Here is a 504-nt window from a genome sequence, read left to right on the forward strand (position 1 = left end):
CGTTTGACACAGGCGGGTGCCATTGAAAGGCTGTTTRACCGGTTTGAMGCGACCCTGCGGAACGCCGGTTATCTGCCGATGTCAGGCCAGATCCTGGATGCAACATTGGTAGCCGCTCCAAAGCAGCGCAATACGAATGCTGAGAAAGCCGACCATCGTGCATGGAGTATTCCTGAAGACTGGCAGGATAAGCCATCCAGATTGTCCCACAAGGACAGGAACACCCGCTGTACACTGAAGTTCACGAAGGCGAAGCGGCAAGACGATGGAACCATGCCATCCAGCGATCTGGCTATCCCATTCTTTGACTACAAGTCCCATGTCTCCATCGACCGGAAGTTCCGGTTCATCCGCGAATGGAAGACGACAGATGCCGCCGCCAGTGATGGCGCGCGATTGAGAGAGGGGCTGCTGGATAAAGCCAATACGGCCTCGAGCGTCTGGACAGATACGGCCTACCGTTCAAAAGCCAATGAGGACTTCATGGAAAAGCAGGGCTTTGTC

1 pseudogene is annotated in these 504 nt (G+C 55.0%); it reads left to right on the forward strand.

Features of this window, described 5'->3' with window-relative positions:
* Positions 1–504 (forward strand): annotated as a pseudogene (locus KP705_RS17000) (IS5/IS1182 family transposase); the annotation flags it as partial.

This window comes from Gluconobacter sp. P1D12_c, from assembly GCF_018812105.1.
Classification (GTDB): Bacteria; Pseudomonadota; Alphaproteobacteria; order Acetobacterales; family Acetobacteraceae; genus Gluconobacter; species Gluconobacter oxydans_A.